Below are 18,305 nucleotides of genomic sequence, written 5' to 3' on the forward strand. Positions count from 1 at the left end.
TGGATCAGCCGGCCGTGGGTCGACCGATCGGGACGAGCCGCTCGACGAACCACTGCGTCGCCGCGGTGGCGCACCGGATGAGCAGGCTCTGGTTGCTGTACAGCGCGAGGTGGTCGGACTTGTCGATGACGACGAGATCCTTCTTCTTCGTGGGGATGGCGTTGTAGGCCGCGATCGCCTCGTCCCACAGGGTGATGTCGTCGTTCTCGGCCACGATCATCAGCGTCGGGGTGTCGACGATGCGGTGCAGGAACGGCCGGATGTCGTAGGACATCAGCAGGTCCACCGATTCCAGCGTGGCGTCGAAGTCGTAGTGGGGCGCCACCGTCTGCTGGAAGGTGTGGAACACCTCGTACCCCTCGGGGAACGGCCAGGCCGAGATCTCGTTGCCGGTGTCCAGCGTGAAGTGCGGGACCATGATGTCCTCACCGGTGGCGAAACGGTGCCGCCGCGCCTCCAGGATGGCCTTCTCCAGGCGACGGAAGTTGACCGTGCCGTTGGCCAGCCGCATGTTGAGATAGCCCTCGACGACCGGGATCTGGGACACCGCGCACTTGATGCGCGAATCGGTGGCGGCCAGGATCAGCGAGTGGCCGCCACTGTAGGACAACCCCCACACCCCGATGCGGTCGTTGTCGACCTCGTCGACGGTCTCGGCGTAGGAGATCGCGTTGCGGTAGTCCTCGAGCTGCATGTGCGGGTCGATGTGCTGGCGGCGTGAGCCGTCGCTGTCGCCGAAGTTGCGGTAGTCGAACAGCACCGCGGCGATGCCGTGGTCGGCGAACATCTGCGCGTAGTGCGGCTGGACGATCTCCTTGACGTAACACCAGCCACCGGCCATCACCACGGTGGGGAACGGTCCCTCGCCGTCGTCGGGGGTGTACAGCCATCCCCGGACGGTGTCGCCGTTGCTCTGGAACGCGATGTCGCGACGCACGGAATCTCCCTTGATCCAGCGACCCTGTCGGTCCACCGGCGGCACGCGCGGCGCGTGACCGGACCCGGCCGACCGGTTGATGGGTTCGAGTATGCAATCGTGTGCAGTCTGGGTCAACAGGGGATGCTCACGATTGCCGTGGAGCCTTGACAGGGACGTAGGCGGCGTTGAGGGTGAGGGTGACGCACCCGCCCGGGTTCCGTCGGCCGCACCTGCCGTCACGACGTCCGGCCCCGTGAACCGTCCCGTACCGCCCCCACCCACTCGTGCCTGCGGCGTTGCGCCGTACTGGACACGATGGCCCTCTCATCCCTGCACCGCCGCAGCCGGAAGGAGCCCGGACGTGCCCCCGCTAGAGCTCATCGACGTCCCGACCGCCGACCCCGACGCCCTGCTGCCGCTGTTCCGGGCGATCTGCCGGGTCCGCTCGTTCGAGCTGCTCACGTCCCAGCTCTACCGGGACGGCGTGATCCCCGGGTTCGTGCACGTGTCGCTCGGCCAGGAGGCGTCCGCCGTCGGCGCCTGCGCCCCGCTGCGACGCTCGGACCGCATCACCTCCAACCACCGCGGCCACGGGCACTGCCTGGCCAAGGGCATGGCGCCCGGCCCGATGTTCGCCGAGCTGTTCGGCCGCGCCACCGGCGCCGTCCAGGGCCGCGGCGGCTCGATGCACATCGCCGACCCCGGACTCGGGATCCTCGGCGCCAACGGCATCGTCGCGGCCGGCCTGCCCATCGCGGTCGGCGCGGCGCTGGCGTCCCGGCAGGCCGGTACCGACGACGTCGTCGTCGCCTTCTTCGGTGACGGCGCGGTGGCCCAGGGGATGTTCCACGAGGCGGTGAACCTCGCGGCCCTGTGGCGGTTGCCGGTGGTGTTCTTCTGCGAGAACAACGGCTACGCGGAGTTCACCGCGGCCGACGTCGGCCATCCCGTGCCGCTGGCCGTCCGCGCCGCCGGCTACGGCGTCCCCTACGCCGAGGTCGACGGCACCGACGTGTGGGCGGTGGCCGACCGGACCGCCCAGGTGGTGCGGTACGCGCGGGCGCACGGACCGGTGGTTCTGGAGGCGCACACCTCGCGCTGGCACGGCCACTACGAGGGCGACCAGCAGAAGTACCGCGACCCCGCCCATCTGGAGAGCGGTCTGGCCCGGGACCCGCTGGCCGTGGCCCGGCGACGCCTCGTGGCGCTGGGCGTGGACGCCGCCGTGATCGACGCCGTGGAGGCCGACGCGGCAGCCGAGGTGCAGGCCGCCGCGGACGCCGCCCGGCTCGATCCGGAGCCCGACGTCGACGGGGTCGGGGACTACGTCACCGCCGCCCGGCCCGATGTGGTGGAAAGCGAGCTCCCCGGCGACGCCGCACCGGCGAAGTACCTGGAGTCGGTCCGGGCCGCCCTCGGTGACGCGCTCGCCGACGACCCGACGGTCTTCCTGGCCGGGATCGACGTCGGCGCCGGGGGCGGGGTGTTCGCGGTGAGTCGCGGGTTGTACGAACGGTTCCCGGACCGGGTGCTGGACACCCCCATCTCCGAGTCGGCGGTGCTCGGGCTGGCGGTGGGCGCCGCGATGGCCGGCCGCCGGCCCGTCGTCGAGCTGATGTACCTGGACTTCCTCGGGGTCGCCTTCGACGCGTTGCTCAACCAGGCGGCCAAGCTGCCGTTCATGACCGCCGGCCGGGCGTCGATGGGACTGGTGGTACGGACCCAGTTCGGCGCCGGGCGGTCGGCGGGCAGCCAGCACTCCCAGAGCCTGGAGGCGCTGCTGGCGCACATCCCGGGCCTGACGGTGGTGATGCCGTCCAACGCCGCCGACGCCTACGGTCTGCTGCGCAGTGCCATCGACGACCCCAACCCGGTGCTGTTCCTGGAGAACCGCAACCTGTACGGGCGGCGGTCCCCCGCGCCGTCCCCGGGTCATCGCGTCCCGATCGGCCGGGCGAAGGTGACCCGCCCCGGCAGTCAGGTGACGGTGGTGTCGTGGTCCCGGATGGCCGTGGAGTGCCTCGAGGTGGCCGGGGCGTTGGCGGCGGAAGGCGTCGACGCCGAGGTGATCGACCTGCGGACGATCTCACCGCTGGACCGCGCGACGGTGCTGACCTCGGTGGCCAAGACCTCGCGTCTGGTCGTGGTGCAGGAGGCGGTCACCGACTTCGGGGTGGGAGCGGAGATCGTGGCGACCGTGGTGGAGCAGGCCTTCTGGTTGCTCGACGCCCCGGTGCTGCGGGTCGGCGCGGGGTTCTCCCCCGCCCCGTACGCGCCCAACCTCGAGCGCGCCTGGCTGCCGCAGCACGCCGACATCGCCGACGCGATCCGCCGGACGGCGGCGTACTGATGATCACGCCGAGCCGCCGGCGGCCGGTCGACCCGGCCGCAGCCGCCTTCGACCGTCCGCTGCAACGGCTGTTCGCCGATGCGGTCGGGTCCCGTCCCGACCATGTCCTGGTGATCGACGGCGACCGCCGACTCGGCTACCGCGAGGTCGCCGCCCGGGCGGGCGCGGTGCAACGCCGGCTGCGCGACGCCGGTGTCGGCGCCGGTGACGTCGTCACCGTGCAACTGCCGAACTGGTGGGAGACGGTCGCGGTGATGTACGCCGTCTGGGGCCTGGGCGCGGTGGTCAATCCGGTCACCCCGATCTACCGCGGCAACGAACTGCGCAGCATCCTCGGCTCGGCCCGGCCGGCGGCGGTCGTGGTGCCGCGGAGCTGGGGCGACACCGACTACCCGGCGATGGTGGCCGGCGCACTGACCGACGTCGGTCACCACGCCGCGGTGCTGCCCGTCGACCGCGACGCCCCGGCCGCGACGGACGACTACGTCTGTGCCGCAGCGGATCTCGACACCGTGGCGATGCTGATGTACACCTCGGGGACCACCGGGCATCCCAAGGGCGTCCTGCACACCCACCGGACGCTGGCCTACGAGGCCGCGTCGATCGCCGGCGTCTGCGGGCTGGACGGCGACACGGTGTTCATGCCGTCACCGTTGACACACATCACCGGGCTGCTCTACGGGGTGTTGATGCCGCTGGGCATCGGGGGCGCGGTGGCCCTGCTGGCCCGCTGGGACGCCGACCGTGCGGTCGACGTCATCGAAACCCACGGTTGCACGATGACCGTGTCGGCGACGCCGTTCCTGCGGGGCCTCACCGAGGTGCACCGGGCCCGTGGCACCCGGTCGTCGCTGCGGACGTTCGTCTGCGGGGGCGCCGACATCCCGGCCGCGCTGGTCACCGCCGCAGAGGCGGCGATGGGCACCACGGTGGCCCGCACCTACGGCTCCACCGAGATGCCGACGCTGTGCATCGTGCGCCCGGACGACGACCCGGCCACCCGGGTGTCGACCGAGGGTCGCCCGATCGGCGCCGCGGCCGCCCGTGTCGCGGGAGGTCCTGTCGGCACCGCGGGCGTCGGCGAGCTGGAGGTCACCGGCCCGGAGCTGTTCGTCGGCTACCTCGACCCGGCCGACGACGTCGGCGCGTTCACCGACGACGGTTGGTTCCGCACCGGTGATCTCGCCCGGATCGGCGCCTCGGGTGAGGTCGCGATCGTCGGGCGGCTGAAGGACGTGATCATCCGCGGCGGGGAGAACATCAGCGCCAAGGAGGTCGAGGACCTGCTGCTCACGCATCCCGCGGTCCGCGACGTGGCCGTGGTCGCCATGGCCGACGAGCGGCTGGGCGAGAAGGCCTGCGCGGTGGTCGTGGCCGACGGTGACCTCACCCTCGGCGCGCTCGCCGCCCACCTGGACGGCCTGGGGCTGGCCCGGCAGAAGTTCCCGGAGGCGCTGCACCTGGTGTCCGAGCTGCCGCGGACGGTGTCGGGCAAGGTGCAGAAGTTCCAGCTGCGCGCCGCGGTCGCCGCCGCCGTGCGCGACGGGCGGTTGGAGCTGCGGTGACCGCGTGCCGCCCGGAACGGCACGGCCCGGCATACTGAGTCGCGTTCACGCCGGAACCAGCGGCACGGCCGACGGAGAAGGACTGCGATGACGAGCGACTCCACCCTCAGCGGGCTCAGTGCCGCCGACGTCGAGAAGCGCGCGGCCGGCGTCGCCGGGGCGCAGCTGGTGGAGGACGGGATGACCGTCGGGCTCGGGACCGGTTCGACCGTGGCGTACCTGCTGCCCGCGCTCGCCGCGCGGGGCCTGTCGGTCCGGTGCGTGGCCACGTCACCGCGCACGGAGTCCGCGGCCCGCAACCTCGGACTGCGGGTCGAGACATTCGGATCCATCGACCGTTTCGACATCGCAATCGACGGCGCCGACGAGGTCACCCCCGAGGGCTGGCTGATCAAGGGCGGCGGGGCCGCACACACCCGGGAGAAGATCGTCGCGGTGACCGCCGACCGCTTCGTGGTCATCGCCGATTCGTCCAAGGCGGTGCCGGCGCTGACCTGGCCGGTGCCCGTCGAGCTGATGACCTTCGGACTGCCGTCCACCCTGCGTCGGTTGGGGACCGCCGTGCTGCGGGACGTCCCGGAGACCCCGGACGGCGGCGTCATCGCGGATTTCCACACCGATCTCGCCGACCCGGCCCGGACGGCCGCGATGCTGGGCGCCACCCCCGGGGTCGTCGCCCACGGCATCTTCGCCCCGGATTTGGTGCACGACGTGCTGGTGGCGCGGGGTACCGAGGTCGAGCACCGGAAGCTGCGGTAGATGTCGGACACCTCCGACACCTGGTGGGGGTTCGCCATCGGCGGCGTCATCGTCGGGGTGCCACTGCTGTTCTTCGCCGGCCCGATGTCACGGTGGAACCGCCGGGTCAGCCGCAGAGCGGGCTGGGACGTGCCGGCCGAAGGTCCGACCGACCAGTTCTGGTGGGGCGCGACGTACATGCGCGCCGTCGGTGCGGGCGCCCTGATCGCCGCCGTGGTGTGCACCGTGGTGGCACTCACCCGCTGAGGTGGCCCGGCCGGGGTCGCGCCCGCGTCGGGCCCTCGCGCGTCGCGGTTCAGGCCGTCGGACGACGCGCTGCGACCACCGCCCGGGCGGCGTTGCCGACCGCGACGACCAGGTACACGATCCCGAAGAAGGTGTCCGCACCGTCGTCGCCGCGCGTCAGTTTCACGATGCCCCACAGCGCGAACGCCACCGCGAGAAAGGCGTACACCGGCCAGGACGTCCAGAATCCACGCGGTCGGTCAGGCATGCGTCGGACCGTACCCCGGGCCGGGCGCCGTCGGGGTGACCGGCCAGCCGATCTCGGTGCGCCACCGTTGCGCGTCGGGGGTGTCGCGGGGTCCGACGAGGTAGGTCTCCCGGACCGGCCCGGACGGGTCCAGGCCGTGATCGAGCGCCCAGCGGGCCAACCGTCCGTAGGTCACGTCGATGTCGGCGTGGTCGCCGTGGTGGACGGTCACCGCCAGCTCTGCCGCCGGCAGCGTCCGTGCCCGGGTGCGCCCGCCGTTGGGCGGTGGGGTGGCCGGCAGGAACACGGTGACTTCGCCGCGTTCGTCGGTGAACAGCGACGTGCCGATCAGCGCACCCGGCGGCCCGTCGGGAGCGCGTCCGGCGGCGGCGAACACCTCGTCGAGTTCGGTCATCGCGGCGGCGTACCAGGTCGGCACGTCCGTCTGGTCGACGACACCGGTGACGGCGAGGACCGGCACGGCCGGCGACACCCGGCGCTCGATCACCGGCGCCACGTCGTCGGGCGCCAGCAGCCGGCGCAGCGTCGCCACCGCGCTCTGCGTCTGCGCGAGCCGATCCTCGAGGCGGTGCAGGTGTGCGGTGAGCACCTCGTGGCGGCGGCGCTCGTCCACGGTGCCGACCAGGTCGGCGATCTCCGGCAGCGGCATGTCCAGATCGCGGAGCCGGCGGATCGTCTGGGCCGTCGTGATCTGCGCCGGGTCGTAGTACCGGTAGCCGGTGCGGTCGTCGACGGCGGCCGGCTGCAGCAGCCCGCCGTCGTGGTAACGCCGCAGCGCCTTGATGGACAGGTGCGTCATCGCCGAGAACTGTCCGATGGTGAGCCACGTGTCCACGGGGACAGTCTTGACCCTCCCCCGGCGGGAGACACCACCGTGGACGGCATGACCTCCCACACCGATTTCGTCGACCGTTACCTCCGACGCGCCGCCGCGGACGACGTCGACGCCCACCTCGCGTTGTTCGCCCCCGACGCCGTGGTGCACGACGACGGCCACACCCACGTCGGCCTCGACGCCATCCGCGCCTGGCGCAGCGCCACCGTCCCCGTCCGGTCCGACGTCCTCGACGTCACCGAGGAGGGCGGGACCACCGCGCGGGTCCGCATCAGTGGCGACTTCCCCGGCAGTCCGGTGGTGCTGCGCTTCCGCTTCGCCGTCGACCACACCGGCCGCATCACGTCGTTGACCATCGGCGTCTGACCAGGCACCGCTCCGTCGGCGTGGCGTCCGGGGGTCGGGTCAGGGCACCAACGCCCGCGCGACGACCAGCCGCAGCGCCGCCCGACGCCGCTGGTGGTCGACCTCGCTGTCGGCGGCCGAGGCGGTGAAGGTGGCGCTGACCGGCGACCAGGTCCCGGCGAGCGCGATGACCAGCGAGTACACCTCGTCGGGACGGAGACCGGCCAGGATGGAACCGTCGGCCTGCGCCCGGGCGATCGCGGCGAACTTGGGCTCGGACAACTCGTCGTGGCCGACCAGCAGGTCGCCGGTGGGCATCCGCTCGAGGCGGTTCCAGCTCGCCAGCCGGACGAGTTCCGGCGCCTGGAGGTAGGAGTCGTAGAGGCGGACGGCGTACCCCGGGAGGTCGTCGGCGTCGAACGGCACCGCGTCGACGATGCCGTGCAGCTGGGCGGCGAACACGGCGTCGAACAGTCCGTCCTTGGAGCCGTACCAGGCGTACATCTGCGCCTTGTTCACCCCGGAGGACGCGGCGATGCGGTCCACCCGGGCGCCGACGATGCCGTGCTGGGCGAACTCCACCGCGGCCGCCGCCAAAAGCCGCACCCGACTCGCCGCGCCGTCCCTCGCCATCCCCCTACTCTAGAACAAACTAGTTGGTTACTATGGCCGCATGACACGCATCAGCAGTGACTTCGACAGCGACAGCACCGCCCTGCAGGTCGTCGAGGGCATCGACCTGACCGGACGGCGGGCGGTCGTGACCGGCGCGTCGTCCGGTATCGGCGTGGAGACCGCTCGGGCCCTGGCCCACGCCGGCGCCCAGGTCACCCTCGCCGTGCGCGACACCGACGCCGGCGACCGCGTGGCCGCCGACATCGCCGCCACCAGCGGCCGCACCGACATCGCCGTGGCGCCGCTCGATCTCGCGGATCTGACCAGCGTCGACGCGTTCACCGCGGCCTGGCGGGGGCCGCTGCACATCCTGGTGAACAACGCCGGGGTGATGGACACCCCGTACGGGCGGACCGCGCAAGGCTTCGAGACCCAGTTCGGCGTGAACCATCTCGGTCATTTCGCGCTCGCTCTCGGACTGCACGACGCACTGGCCACGGCGGGTGACGCCCGCATCGTGGCGGTGTCCTCGAGCGGTCACGCCGCCTCGCCGGTCGTCTTCGACGATCTGTTCTTCGATCGCCGGCCCTACGACGCGGGTCTGGCCTACGGCCAGTCCAAGACGGCCGACGCCCTGTTCGCCGTCGAGGCCAGCCGCCGGTGGGCCGCCGACGGGATCACCGCGAACTCGCTTGACCCGGGTGGGATCTGGACCCCGCTGCAACGACACTGGAGCGCCGAGCGACGTGCCGCCGCCGAGGAGCAGGCGCGTGGCGCGGCGGAAGCCGGCCTGTTCCACATGAAGTCGACCGAGCAGGGAGCGGCGACGTCGGTGTTCCTCGCGACCTCACCGTCGGTCGCCGGCACCGGTGGCCGGTACTTCCAGGACTGCCAGGAGGCCGAGGTGGTGCCGGCGCTGCACGGCCTGACCGGCGTGCTCCCCCACGCGCTGGACCCGCAGGACGCGCAGCGCCTCTGGGAGGTCAGCGAGCGGTTGATCGCCGCGGCGCGCGCCGCCTGAAGCACCGATCCGAGCCTCACCGCTCCGGGCCGGGACATCCCGGTCCGGAGCGGTCCGGGTCCGGAGCGGTCCGCTTCGACCACCGTCGTACCGGGTGGCGACGGTCCCGGCCGACCACCGGCGTCGGCGTCCGGGGCTAGGGTGATCCGGTGCTCGGCTTCGACGAACGGCTGGCTCACCCGCCGCGGCGCGTGCTGGTCGCCGGAGTGTCCGGTTGCGGCAAATCCACGCTGGCCAGGCGCATCTCGGCCGCGATCGACCGCCCGTACGTCGAACTGGACGCGCTGTTCCACGGTCCGCGGTGGACGCCCCGCGCCCAGTTCCTCGACGACGTCCGCGCCCTGGCCGCAACCGACAGCTGGGTGACCGAATGGCTGTACCCGGCGGCCAGGCCACTGTTGGCCGCCCGCGCCGATCTGCTGGTGTGGCTCGACCCCCCGTTCCTGCCGGTGACCCTGCCACGTCTCGTCCGGCGCACGCTGCGACGGCGCCTCCGCCGCGAGACGCTGTGGAACGGCAACGTCGAGCCACCGTTGCGCACCGTCGTCACCGATCCCGAACACATCCTCCGCTGGTCCATCGCCACCCGGAACGCCTACCGCGGGTGGGTGCCGGCACTGGCGTCGACGCGGCCGGAGCTGACCGTCGTCCGGCTCCGCTCCACACGCCAGGTCGAGCACTGGCTGGACACCGCCCTCCCCCGCCTGCCCTGAGGCCATGTGTCCGTCGGGACGACCGGGTCATCGGCGCGCGGCGTCGACGGGTGGATGACCGGCCTACCCGCCCGCACCGGCCCCGGCCGACCGCGGACGGGGCGTCCGGATCACCAGCCGCCGCGGCCGCCACCGCCGATGACGAGGCAACCTCCGGGCAGGGGCACGAACCGGAGGTCGCTCTCCGCCTCGTACTCCTCCCATTCCTCCGCGGGGACGGGCTCGCGGTTGACAGCCCGACGCACCGGCTCGGGTACCGGGGCGGGCACGGGCAGGGTGGGCGCCGGTGGGGTCACCCGGGCCCGGACCGCGGTGGTCACCGCCGACCGGCGGGTGAGGTCCGCGCCGCAGGCCACGCAGGTCCGGCCGCCGTCGTTCACGGTCTCGCAGACGCCGCAGCGCCAGAGTGCGCTCATCCGTCACCTCTCCTGGTCATCCTGCTGACGAGCCTGCCGACGAGGCCACCGGTCGGAGACGATTGACCGCCCGCAGGCGCGGGGTGACCGACCGGCCGGGGTCGACCGCCGGCGACCCGGAGACCACGGCCGCGTAGCGCCGAACCCGTTGTCGCGCCGGGGGTGTCGGCCGACCGGGTGGCGGCCAGCGCCGCCGCCGGCGTCGGCCGTTCGACCGGCCTGCCGGTCGTGGGTGGCGGCGGCGACGCGCCCCGCATCAGGGCGGCGTGCACGTCGGCGATGGACGGCCGGGCGGCGGGATCGGCGACCATCATGCGCTCGACCAGCTCCACCGCCCACGACGGCGCCCGGGAGGGCTGCAGACGCAACGTGGTCCCGTTGAGCACGGCGACCCCGGCAGCGCGATCGACCGGGTCGAACGCCGGCAGCGCGCCGGTGAGGTACTCGGCGTAGATCAGTCCCAGCGCGAACACGTCCGACGCGGTCGTCAGCGCAGCGCCGTCGGCGTCACCCTGGATGTAGCGGACGAGCTCGGGCGAGTAGTAGTTCATGGTGCCGACGATCTCGTCGGCCGGCGGCGGACTCCCCTGCACGTAGGAGTTGTCGAAGTCGATGAGCTTGGTGGTGTGTCCGCGTTCGGTCCGCTTGACGAGGACGTTGCCCGGCTTGAGGTCGCTGTGCACGATCTCGAGGTCGTGCAGGATCTTCAGGCTGTGGGCGACGGTCTTGAGCAGCACCAACCGGGTCGGGAAGTCCAGCGCCGCCACCTGGGCGACGTCCAGCCCGGCGACGTCGATCTTCTCCGTCACCTTGTAGTACTTCGCTCCGTGCCGGAAGAAGTCCAGGGTCGCCACCAGGTTGCCGCCGTACCGGGTCACCGGACCGAGGGCGGCCATGATGCCCCGGTGGTGTGCCTCGAAGGCCGCACACCGGGAGCGCTTGCGCGCCTTGGTGCGAGGACCGCCCGGGGCGTCGTCGTCGGGATAGGTCGGGCTCAGGAAGCGCTTCAGGAAGTACTCTCGCCCACCGCGCTCGGCGAAGGTCCACTCGCTGAGGCCGGCCCCGACGACGCGGAACTCCTCGGTCAGCGTGTAGCCGCCGATGACGTCACCGACGGTCATGATTCCTCCGCCGGGGCCTCGGACAGGTGACGCTCGTAGTCGCCCCGGTAGGCCGACCACAGCTCGGCGGACAACTCGGCGTGCCGGTTGCGCAGGATCTCCAACTCCAGCTCCAGTCGTCGCAGGTCCATCGACGCGGCGTCGAGGGGGCGCACGTGGTCGTTCTCCACCGCGTGACCGCGTGCAGCGAACAGGTCGCGCAGCGCGGTGTGGTCGGCGCCGACCGCGACCACCGCGAGGGCGGCGTCGTCGCCGGTCACGGCGGCGATCTGCCGTTGCACCGCGACCGACCAGTCCTCGACGTCCTCGGAGGTCCGCAGGGTGGTGAGCAGCAGGTGCTCGAAGTGCATCGGTGACGGCAGGTATCCGAAGGCTCCGTCGGTGGCGGCCACCAGCAGGAAGGGAGCGGTCAGGTCGACCCGCCGGGAGTGCACGACGAACGGCACGTCGGCCGAGATGGCGTTGCTCAGCACCGAATCGGCACGCAGGTTGGCCATCGCGTCCGAGGGGTCGCGGAGGTCGTCGGGGGTCAGTTGGGCGGCTCCCCGGGCCGGCTCCAGCAGGTAGACGCGGGAGTCACCCGCCCAGAACAGCTGACCGTCCCACCGGGTCGAGTCCGGTGCGCGGCGCCTGACGACCGCCACGGCCATCGTGGTCGGCAGCGCCCGGATCAACCGGGACCGCAGCGCGGACCGGGGTGCGTGCAGCGCGGCGAGGGTCTCCTTCAGGGCTGCGCCGATCGCGGCGTGCAGCTGGTCGGCCACTCCGGGCCCGTCGAGATCGCCACCACCGGAAACGATGTCGTCCAGAGAGCGGTCGACCACGTCGCGGACGACCCGGGACGCGAGGTACGCGCCGGTCCGGGGGCCGTCGGGGGTCTCGTAGACGGTGCCGCCGGCGCCGCCCATCCCGTCGAAGACGCCGACGACCACGAGGTCGCGCGCGCGACGCAGCAGGGGGTCCGCGTCCTCGCCCTGACCGAGGACCCGGTGCAGGTTGAAGCCGAAACCGACGGTGTCGGCCGGCGCGGTGCCGTCGGCGGTGACCGGGAACGCCGGCGCCCGGCCCGTCCCGGCGACGTCGTCGGTGTGCGCGTCATCGGCGGCACCATCGGGCCGGAGGGCGGATCCGTCGCCGTCGGAGTCCCGCTCCACCACCGAAGCGGTCGCGGGCGGCTCGTCGGACATCGCGCCGGGATCAGTGGCCGCCGGAGCGGATGCCGCGGGCGCGGAAGCGGCCGTACCGTCGGCGGGGTCCGTCCCTCCAGCGGCGGCCGTCACCTCGGCGGCAGCCGTCACGTCCGGGGCAGCAATTGCCTCAGGGGCGACGGCCCCTTCTGCAGCAGCCGTCCCTTCAGGGGCGACGGCCCCTTCTGCAGCGGCCGTTCCTTCGAGGGCGACCGTCGCTTGTGGGGCAGCGGTCACCTCGGGGGCGGTCGTCGCGGGCACCGGCTCCGGCACCGGGTCGATCAGCCGCACGGGTGGGCCGTGTTCGGGGAGGGCGTCGCGCGGCGGGACCTCGCTGGTCACACCGAGTTGCCGATGCTGTCGATGATGGTGCCGTAGTCGACCTCCGACAGCCCACCGCCGGCCTGCGACGGGTGGTGCACGACGTTCTCCCAGTTGGCCGAGATGTCGCTCCAACCCGGTCCGTCCGGAGCGAACAGGATGAGCCGCTTGCTGCTCGGCCCGAGGAGCCCCTGGGCGTCCTCCCACAGATCGGTCAGCGCATCGAAGTCGGCGGGCACCGATCCCGCGAGGTCGGGCGGCAGGACCGACCGGTCCAGCGGATGCGCCGGCTGATCGGTCCACACCACGATCACCTGGCGCCGGCGGTCGCCCGCCGAGGTCCACGGGGAGGTGATGGCCAGCGCCACGGCCTCCAGCCCCGATTCCGGAGCGTCCCCGCCGCCCTCGGCGACCAGTCCGTTGACGAACTGGTCGAAGAAGATCTGCTCGGCCGGCAACCCGAAGAACGCGGACTCGATGAGCGCGTTGTCGGTGTTGACCGAGAAGTCGCGGAACGCCACGACGCGCACCCGCAGCTGGTCGACGTGCTTGCCCTTGTCGGTCAGGTTCGTCTGCACGTCGTCGTAGAACCTCAGGGCGTTGGTCTTCACCGCGTCCAGCACCGGGTTCATGCTGCCCGTCACGTCGATGCAGAACACGATGTCCACCGCGTAGCTCAGACTCCGGGCGGCCGGTGTCGCCATCGACCGGCCGGCCGGGGCGGCCGACGCGGCCGGGTTTGTGGCGGCGGTTCCCGGATCGGCCGCCGGAGGCGGTCCCTGCGTCAGCGGGGGTGGCGTGGCGTCCGACCCGGCGCCGTCACCGGAGCCCTCCGATGATGTCCCGGACGCGGGATCCGCGACGCCGACGGACGGCTGGTCCGCGACGGCGGTCCCGGTCGGGTCACCCAGGTCGGTCCTGGCCACGTCGCCGAAGTCGGTCCCGGCCGGGTCGTCCGGGGCGGTTCCGGCCGGGTGGCCCGGGTCGGTTCCGGCCGTCGCGGTGGTCGGCTCGGTCGCGGCATCGTCGCTGCTCAGGCCCGTTTCGGGGGACGGCTCGGGGGTTCGTTGGTCAGTCACGGACAGGTCTCCGATGTGTGGGCGTCACGCGCCGGGCGAACCGGCCTTCTCCCGGGGCCTTACCCCCGAAGGGAGGTGTTGAGCGGTGGGCCGGCCGGTGGTGGCACGGACGTCGCCCGGTGGCGGCACTAGGGCACGGACGCCGCCCGTTGGCGGCACTGTGGCACGGACGCCGTTCCGGCGGTGGCGCCGTGGCACGGACGCCGTCCGGTGGCGGCGGCACAGGCCGATCTGTCCGGTGCGGCCCACGCCGGCGCGACGATGGCCCCGGCACGACACGATCGTCGTCGGTGGGAATCCACGGCGTTCGCGGTAGGTTGTCGCCGCGGTCGTCCCACGCACCCGCACCATGACCGAGACCGACCACAGGGAGATCCACATGAGCCTCACCGAACGAGCCCGGGAGACCACCGACGAAGCGGTCGACAAGATCAAGGACGTCGCGGAGACCGTCGGTGTCAGCGCGGCCGTGGTCGCGTCCGAGACCTGGGACAAGGCCAAGGACGTGGCCGAGACCGTCGGTCACAAGATCGCCGATCTCGCCGAGGACCTGAAGGACAGGGTGACCGGATCCGGCGAGGACGCCGACACGCGCTCGGACTCCTGACCGCACCCGGGTCGACAACCGCCCGGTCGCGCTGTTCGCGAGACCACTGATCCCGCAACATCCTCGATGTCCGCGGCTCGCCGGGACGCCGGGACGCCACGGGACCGTGCCGCGGCGTGTCGACCACGGTCGGCGCCGCGACGCACCGCCACCACGTCGGCCGGGGCGTGGCAGGGTGTCCGGCATGAGCCCCGCCACCGATCCCCGGACGTACGACCTGGACGCAGTGCGGCGACGGGTGCTGCCCGAACGCGGCGGAGCGGTCGACGACAGCATCCCGCAGCTCGCCGACGCCGATCCGGAACTGTGCGGCCTCGCGCTGGTGCTCGCCGACGGCAGCACTCACGCGAGCACCCAGAGCGACGTGCCGTTCAGCGTGCAGTCGGCGGTCAAGCCGTTCCTGTTCGCGTTGGCGCTGCTGGACACCGGCGGTCAAGCCCTCGACCGCATCGGCATCGAACCGACCGGTGAGGCTTTCGACGCGATCAAGCTGGAGACCTCCACCGGGCGCCCGCCCAACCCGATGGTCAACGCCGGCGCACTGCTGACCGCGGCGCTGGTGGACGGCGGGGACACCGACGCGCGCACCGACCGCATCCTGCGTGGCTTGTCGGCGTTCGCCGGTCGCGACCTGGAGATCGACGAAGGGGTGGCGCGCAGCGAACATCTGTGCGGCGACCGCAACCATGCCCTGGCCCATCTGATGCGCGCCGAAGGCACCCTGACCGTGAGCGCGGACGACGCGGTCGCCGTCTACGCGCGAGCGTGCGCAGTGCTCGTCGATGCGCGGACACTGGCGGTCATGGCCGCGACACTGGCGTTCGGCGGCACCAACCCCGTGACCGGAGACGTGGTCGTACCGCCCGACGTCGCCCGCGACGTGGTCTCGGTGATGGCGACCTGTGGGGTGTACGACGGGTCGGGACGCTGGATGCGCAGCGTCGGCGTGCCGGCGAAATCGAGCGTCTCCGGGGCGATCGCCCTCTCCGCCCCCGGCGTGCTGGGTGCGGCCGTCGTCAGCCCGCCACTGGACGAGCAGGGCACCAGTGTGCGTGGCCGTCTGCTCGCCGAGCATCTGTCCGACGACCTCGACCTGCACGTGTTCGGCCGGCGGGCAGGATCGGCCGCGGACCTGCCGGCGGGGTAGGCGGATGGAGGATCGGGGATCGGTCGTCCGCCCGGAGACCCCGACGTCAGCGGCGCACCTGGAAGCGCAGGTGCAGGACGCGGTCGCCGGGGATCACCACGTCGGGATCGGTCAGCAGGTGCTGGGTGGCGACCGAGCCGAAGTAGCGCCTGCCGGACCCGAAGACGACAGGGACGACGTCCATCCGCACCTCGTCGACCAGGCCGGCCGCGAACACCTGGCCGCCGACATCGCCGGCGGCGACCTCCACCGTGCGGTCGCCTGCCAGCTCCCGCGCCCTGGCCACGGCGGATTCGACACCGTCGACGAAGTGGAACGGCGCGGCGGGATCCCATCCCGCCGGCGCCGGGCGGTGCGTCACGACGACCACATGGTCGATCCCGCTCGGCGGCACCCCGTCCCAGCCGTCCGTCAGGTCGAAGACCCGACGACCGGCGACCGTCGCCCCGATCCCGTCCCAGTAGGGCCGGGTGTAGTCGTACGAGGTCTGTGACACCGTCAGCTCGCCGCCCGCGTCGAGCGGCACGTCACCGGCGGTCAGCCACTCGAAAAGCGGTCCCGGCTGGTCGTTCTCGTCGGCGATGAAGCCGTCCAGCGACACCGTGCCGTACATGACGACCTTACCCACGGGACCCTCCACTGTGCCGGGATGCGCCCACGGTAGCGCGCGCCGACCCCGGCGTCCTGCGTAGGGACGTTCCACCCGGGCGCCGGCTGCGCTCGGGCGACCACCCGGCGGGGCGGGACGGGCACCGGCGGTCCGACCCGACCGGCGCCGGGCGAGCACTGCCCTGAACCGGGGCGGCACGGCGGCGTCGGCACGACCGGGGCGGCGGCGTCACACACGGGCGACGTCGGCACGGCGGCGGCGGCACGACCGGGCGGCGGCACGACCGGGCGGCGGCACGACCGGGCGGCGGCACCACCACCGTGTCGGACGCACAGGAGCGGGCCACGGGAACCCCACGACGGTGCCGAGAGCGGACGGACCGCGTGGTGCGCCGACGACGGTGTCGGCGCGACCCGGCAGCTCGTCGCAGGCGCCTTGCCGCGCTGGTCGTGGACGTGGCCGAAGCGCGGGGTTGACGAATCGTGTCGTTCTCGCGCGCTCCTACCTGCTTCCCTCGCCACCGGCCCGGTCGTCGTCATCCGGTGACATTGCCGGGCGTGCGGGCACCGTCGTGTGTGCGGTCGTCGTCGAGGTAGGCCAGGACCGCCCGTGCCGTCTCGTCCGGTGCGCTGACGTGTGGGCAGTGGCCGGTCGCCTCCAATTGGACGAAGGCGCTGCCGCGGAGGTGGCGGTGCACGTACAGCCCCACCTCGACGGGCGCGAGGATGTCGTCGCTGGTCTGCAGGATCAGGGACGGCACCGACACCTGGTCCAGCAGCCGCCGGGCGTCGCTGAGGAAGGTGACGCGGGCGAAGTTGTACGCGATGTCGGGCCGGGTCCGACAGAAACTCGTGGTGAGCTCGTCCTGCAGCTCGCCCGGCTGTCCCGCGCCCATCACGGCGGGGGCCATCGCCGCCGCCCAGCCGAAGTAGTTGCTGTCCAACGACTCGAGGAGGCCCTCGATGTCCGCCTCGCTGAAACCCCCGGCGTACCCGTCGTCGTCGATGAACCGGGGGGACGGTGACACGAGGACGAGTCGCCGGAACAGGTCCGGCCGACGCACGGCGGCCGCGACACCGATCATCGAGCTGACGCTGTGGCCGACCAGAACGACGTCGGCGAGGCCCATCTCGTCGCACAACTCGAGGATGTCGGTCGCGTAGCCGTCCAGGTCGGCGTATTTCCCGGGATCGTAGGCGGCCAGATCCGACCGTCCGGACCCGACCAGATCGAACACCACCACCCGAAACTTGTCGGTGAACGCCGGCAGCAGCCGGTTCCACATGTTCTGGTCACAGCCGAAGCCGTGGGCGAACATCACGACGGGACCGTCCGGCACACCCAACGTCCGCGCGAAATGACGGGACACCGCAGACGTCATCACCGGTTCCTTCCTGCAGGCTGGTCACCGACCCGGCCAGCCGGCGGGTCGAGGAGCTCCTGACGCTGCCTGCAGGAACAGGCCCCACCCGGGCAGAGCGCAGGTGGAGCGTTTCTCACGATAACCCCGCCCCGTACGGGCGCCGGCGGTACCGCGGAAGATCACCGCATCGCCGACCGGCCCACTCCGCTCGGTGAGCGGAGCACTCGTCGGCTTCATCCAGTCGTGGCGGCCGGGCCGGGATGTGGTGGCGGTGAGCCGTGGACGGGATTGGCCGCAGCTGCGAGGAGCGCCGCGGAGTACGTCGGCCCGCGTCCACCCGGCCGGCCGGCTGCGGTGTGCTGAAGTCCCGGCCGCCACCACGCCCCGCGTCCGTCGTGAATCCGCTGCGATACGGCGGGCACCGGTGATGTCGCTGTGGCACCGGGCGATCGGTCGAGCCATCGGTGAACGGATCTCGCGATCGCCGTGGTTCACAGCCCGTACCGGTCGTACAGGCGGGGTAGCGCCCCGGTGCTGAGGACTCGTCCGACAGCCCGACGCGTCGGACGGCCGGCACGGTGCGGGTGGCCGCGCCGGCGGTGTCGTGGATCAAGCTGGTTGCGACTGCGGTGAGACCTCCGCTGCTACTGCGGTTCTCGAGCGCGACGACGCGCCGGCCGCCGTCGGCGGCAGGGGCGACCGCAGCGTGGTCGAGGGGTTTGACGGTGGGCACAGCGGTGACGGCGACGACGGCCCCGCCGGCGGCGGGCTTCTCCGCGGCGGCCGGCTCACGCATCGACCCGGTCGCCACCCGTCACCGGCGAGGCCTGGTGACGACG

At 72.5% G+C, this 18,305-nt stretch carries 20 protein-coding genes; 9 read left to right on the plus strand and 11 right to left on the minus strand.

Annotated elements, in window-relative coordinates; genetic code table 11:
• Positions 1 to 4: 4 nt before the first annotated feature.
• Positions 5 to 937 carry an alpha/beta hydrolase gene (locus DB033_RS19535; RefSeq protein WP_111768631.1) on the minus strand — a complete coding sequence of 311 codons (933 nt, stop codon included), beginning with the start codon at positions 935 to 937 and terminating at the stop codon, positions 5 to 7.
• Between the two features lie 343 nt (positions 938 to 1,280).
• Between DB033_RS19535 and DB033_RS21545 the strand changes: the two genes are divergently transcribed.
• The 4 genes from DB033_RS21545 (at position 1,281) to DB033_RS19555 (ending at position 5,839) form a co-directional block, all read left to right on the plus strand.
• Positions 1,281 to 3,269, plus strand: coding sequence for an alpha-ketoacid dehydrogenase subunit alpha/beta (locus tag DB033_RS21545; RefSeq protein WP_240615990.1), 1,989 nt, complete (start codon positions 1,281 to 1,283; stop codon positions 3,267 to 3,269).
• On the plus strand, positions 3,269 to 4,834 hold the full coding sequence (locus DB033_RS19545) for an AMP-binding protein (RefSeq protein WP_111768633.1): 1,566 nt from the start codon (positions 3,269 to 3,271) through the stop codon (positions 4,832 to 4,834). Before DB033_RS21545 ends, DB033_RS19545 begins: the two co-directional genes overlap by 1 nt.
• 87 nt (positions 4,835 to 4,921) lie before the next feature.
• Complete coding sequence (rpiA, locus tag DB033_RS19550; RefSeq protein ID WP_111768634.1) at positions 4,922 to 5,593, plus strand: ribose 5-phosphate isomerase A; 672 nt, start codon at positions 4,922 to 4,924, stop codon at positions 5,591 to 5,593.
• Complete coding sequence (locus tag DB033_RS19555; RefSeq protein WP_111768635.1) at positions 5,594 to 5,839, plus strand: hypothetical protein; 246 nt, start codon at positions 5,594 to 5,596, stop codon at positions 5,837 to 5,839.
• Between the two features lie 49 nt (positions 5,840 to 5,888).
• On the opposite strand, the gene DB033_RS20850 is transcribed toward DB033_RS19555, so the two are convergent.
• Together DB033_RS20850 and DB033_RS19560 are read right to left on the minus strand one after the other, a co-directional pair.
• Positions 5,889 to 6,086 carry a hypothetical protein gene (locus tag DB033_RS20850; protein ID WP_157970814.1) on the minus strand — a complete coding sequence of 66 codons (198 nt, stop codon included), beginning with the start codon at positions 6,084 to 6,086 and terminating at the stop codon, positions 5,889 to 5,891.
• Positions 6,079 to 6,921, minus strand: coding sequence for a MerR family transcriptional regulator (locus tag DB033_RS19560; protein ID WP_111768636.1), 843 nt, complete (start codon positions 6,919 to 6,921; stop codon positions 6,079 to 6,081). The genes DB033_RS20850 and DB033_RS19560 overlap by 8 nt, the downstream gene beginning before the upstream one ends.
• Positions 6,922 to 6,969: 48 nt before the next feature.
• Here DB033_RS19560 and DB033_RS19565 point away from each other — a divergent pair, with 48 nt between their 5' ends.
• Complete coding sequence (locus DB033_RS19565; protein ID WP_111768637.1) at positions 6,970 to 7,287, plus strand: nuclear transport factor 2 family protein; 318 nt, start codon at positions 6,970 to 6,972, stop codon at positions 7,285 to 7,287.
• A gap of 39 nt (positions 7,288 to 7,326) precedes the next feature.
• On the opposite strand, the gene DB033_RS19570 is transcribed toward DB033_RS19565, so the two are convergent.
• Positions 7,327 to 7,899 carry a TetR/AcrR family transcriptional regulator gene (locus DB033_RS19570; protein ID WP_111768638.1) on the minus strand — a complete coding sequence of 191 codons (573 nt, stop codon included), beginning with the start codon at positions 7,897 to 7,899 and terminating at the stop codon, positions 7,327 to 7,329.
• Between the two features lie 40 nt (positions 7,900 to 7,939).
• Here DB033_RS19570 and DB033_RS19575 point away from each other — a divergent pair, with 40 nt between their 5' ends.
• The gene (locus tag DB033_RS19575) at positions 7,940 to 8,902 is read left to right on the plus strand and encodes an SDR family NAD(P)-dependent oxidoreductase (protein WP_111768639.1); all 963 of its coding nucleotides are present in this window, start codon (positions 7,940 to 7,942) and stop codon (positions 8,900 to 8,902) included.
• Between the two features lie 149 nt (positions 8,903 to 9,051).
• Positions 9,052 to 9,615 carry an AAA family ATPase gene (locus tag DB033_RS19580; protein ID WP_205844054.1) on the plus strand — a complete coding sequence of 188 codons (564 nt, stop codon included), beginning with the start codon at positions 9,052 to 9,054 and terminating at the stop codon, positions 9,613 to 9,615.
• Between the two features lie 110 nt (positions 9,616 to 9,725).
• On the opposite strand, the gene DB033_RS19585 is transcribed toward DB033_RS19580, so the two are convergent.
• The 4 genes from DB033_RS19585 to DB033_RS19600 form a co-directional block, all read right to left on the minus strand.
• Positions 9,726 to 10,031: a hypothetical protein gene (locus tag DB033_RS19585; protein ID WP_111768640.1), complete on the minus strand. Its 306-nt coding sequence runs from the start codon at positions 10,029 to 10,031 to the stop codon at positions 9,726 to 9,728.
• Positions 10,028 to 11,152 (minus strand): protein kinase domain-containing protein, encoded by a 1,125-nt coding sequence (locus tag DB033_RS19590; protein WP_111768641.1) that lies wholly within the window; start codon positions 11,150 to 11,152, stop codon positions 10,028 to 10,030. The genes DB033_RS19585 and DB033_RS19590 overlap by 4 nt, the downstream gene beginning before the upstream one ends.
• Positions 11,149 to 12,339 (minus strand): protein phosphatase 2C domain-containing protein, encoded by a 1,191-nt coding sequence (locus DB033_RS19595; RefSeq protein WP_111768642.1) that lies wholly within the window; start codon positions 12,337 to 12,339, stop codon positions 11,149 to 11,151. The genes DB033_RS19590 and DB033_RS19595 overlap by 4 nt, the downstream gene beginning before the upstream one ends.
• Before the next feature lie 338 nt (positions 12,340 to 12,677).
• Positions 12,678 to 13,739 carry a vWA domain-containing protein gene (locus DB033_RS19600; protein WP_205844055.1) on the minus strand — a complete coding sequence of 354 codons (1,062 nt, stop codon included), beginning with the start codon at positions 13,737 to 13,739 and terminating at the stop codon, positions 12,678 to 12,680.
• A gap of 349 nt (positions 13,740 to 14,088) precedes the next feature.
• Here DB033_RS19600 and DB033_RS19605 point away from each other — a divergent pair, with 349 nt between their 5' ends.
• Together DB033_RS19605 and glsA are read left to right on the plus strand one after the other, a co-directional pair.
• Positions 14,089 to 14,346 carry a hypothetical protein gene (locus tag DB033_RS19605; protein WP_111768643.1) on the plus strand — a complete coding sequence of 86 codons (258 nt, stop codon included), beginning with the start codon at positions 14,089 to 14,091 and terminating at the stop codon, positions 14,344 to 14,346.
• A gap of 184 nt (positions 14,347 to 14,530) precedes the next feature.
• Positions 14,531 to 15,493 (plus strand): glutaminase A, encoded by a 963-nt coding sequence (glsA, locus tag DB033_RS19610; protein ID WP_111768644.1) that lies wholly within the window; start codon positions 14,531 to 14,533, stop codon positions 15,491 to 15,493.
• 46 nt (positions 15,494 to 15,539) lie between these two features.
• On the opposite strand, the gene DB033_RS19615 is transcribed toward glsA, so the two are convergent.
• The 3 genes from DB033_RS19615 to DB033_RS21860 form a co-directional block, all read right to left on the minus strand.
• The gene (locus DB033_RS19615) at positions 15,540 to 16,121 is read right to left on the minus strand and encodes a dihydrofolate reductase family protein (protein ID WP_111768645.1); all 582 of its coding nucleotides are present in this window, start codon (positions 16,119 to 16,121) and stop codon (positions 15,540 to 15,542) included.
• Positions 16,122 to 16,638: 517 nt separating this feature from the next.
• Positions 16,639 to 17,484, minus strand: coding sequence for an alpha/beta fold hydrolase (locus DB033_RS19620; RefSeq protein ID WP_111768646.1), 846 nt, complete (start codon positions 17,482 to 17,484; stop codon positions 16,639 to 16,641).
• Positions 17,485 to 17,599: 115 nt separating this feature from the next.
• Entirely contained in the window at positions 17,600 to 18,277 is a 678-nt protein-coding gene (locus tag DB033_RS21860) for a transketolase C-terminal domain-containing protein (RefSeq protein WP_111768647.1), read from the minus strand.
• Positions 18,278 to 18,305: the final 28 nt, after the last annotated feature.

This window comes from Nakamurella deserti (assembly GCF_003260015.1).
In the GTDB taxonomy this organism is placed as follows: domain Bacteria; phylum Actinomycetota; class Actinomycetes; order Mycobacteriales; family Nakamurellaceae; genus Nakamurella; species Nakamurella deserti.